Here is a 1,559-nt window from a genome sequence, read left to right as displayed (position 1 = left end):
TGCCTTCCTTTCTGGATGGCAGCACGAACACGGCCGCTGCAGCCAACTCAGCATGCACGTCATGGCAATGACCGAGAAAACGAACCCGATGCCGTACCCCACAACGCTCCGCCAACGCCTCCAAACCGACCCGCTCCGGACCATCCCCCACAAGCGTTAACGACCAACTATCCATCGACTCCGACCCATCCAACACAACGGCAAATGCCTCGATCAGAAGGTCCAATCCCTTTTGTTGGACGGCGCGGGCGATGGTCAAAAAGCCGTAGTTCTGCCCAACCTTTGACGGACCCACAGCAACCCGGGGCAATGGATTGGGCAGCAGCATGAGGTGCTTTAAGGACGTTATGGCGCGCAAGCTATCGAGGGTGCCCTGGGCATTCGCCGTCACCACATCAGCCCTTTGGAAAAGCAACGGCCGCAATGCTCGCCATTCGGCCGGCAAAGCATCCCGGCGAAGATCATTGCGCTCCGACACCACCAAATGAGCCTCTTTGGACCAAAGGGCCAGACAAGCCACAAGATTGGTTTTGCTTAAAAACGACAACACCCGACGGGGCGGATGATCTCGCCAATGGGCCATCAGTAGATCTGCCCTTGGACCGACAATGCCGCGACAGCACCAAAGCATCCAACGCTGGATCCAGTCCGCATCAATTCGGGGGGTAATTCTCCCAACCATGGACGATCCAGCCACGGACACACAGAGGCGTGCCAGCCAACGATGCAGGACGCGGCTCCAACGGGATTGCTGCGTGATGGCCCGATGCAAGGAAGCACCTAAATCAATGTGGTTAACCCCCAGAGGCAAGACGTGAAGGACCTCCTGATCGGGCAGCAAGGTAATCAGCTCCACTCGATATCCAACCTGCTGAAAATGCTCTGCCGCCAACACAGCGACTTTCTGAGCTCCGCCGGCCCCCAAGTGCGGAAGAACTAAACACAAATCAGAGCCAGCAGACCCACTCAAAGAGCCGACCTCTTGCCCCGCAGCAGTTGTTCCAAGGCATTCACAAAACGGCTACGTAATTGCGGCTCTGAATAACGGTTGCGGACCTCAAGGGCTCGATCGGCCAACCCGCGGCAGCGGTTCGGATCCATCAGCAAATCCGCCAAAGCATCGCGCCATTGATCTGGCCGAGCCCGGCGTGGCAGCAGCATGCCGTTGCGACCGTGCTGAATCAAATCCGCCGGCCCATGCGGACAATCAGAAGCAAGGCAAACACATCCATTCGCCATCGCTTCCAACAACACATTGGGGAAGCCTTCATAGCGAGATGGCAACACAAAAAAACTGCAGCGTGCGTACCAATCAGCCATGTTTCCCACCCGGCCCGGGAAATGAAGACGCTCGGCCACATCGGGTGCTTGACGCAACAGGCGGCGTAAAGCCTGCTGCTGGTTCACCCCGTGATACGGCTCAGCATCCAACCCCAAAATCACCAGCTGCAGATGAGGGAATCGACGGGCTAGGGGGATCAAAGCCCGCACGATGACATACGAACCCTTTTTGGTGCGATTTAGTTCCTGCCCCCAAAAGAACGGGTGCGTTTTGGGGA

2 protein-coding genes are annotated in these 1,559 nt (G+C 57.4%); both read right to left on the bottom strand.

All coding sequences use genetic code 11. The annotated features are described in order from the left end of the window. Nucleotides 1-892: glycosyltransferase (locus tag WH5701_RS17310; protein ID WP_156776470.1), on the bottom strand; the 892-nt coding region annotated here is incomplete at its 3' end. A 74-nt stretch (nucleotides 893-966) separates the two neighbouring features. Beyond that, on the bottom strand, nucleotides 967-1,559 hold a 593-nt coding region (locus tag WH5701_RS16140), incomplete at its 5' end, for a glycosyltransferase (protein WP_156776469.1).

Origin of the sequence: Synechococcus sp. WH 5701 (assembly GCF_000153045.1) — a bacterium.
Classification (GTDB): Bacteria; Cyanobacteriota; Cyanobacteriia; order PCC-6307; family Cyanobiaceae; genus Regnicoccus_A; species Regnicoccus_A antarcticus.
This window is presented reverse-complemented; position numbering and strand designations above follow the sequence as displayed.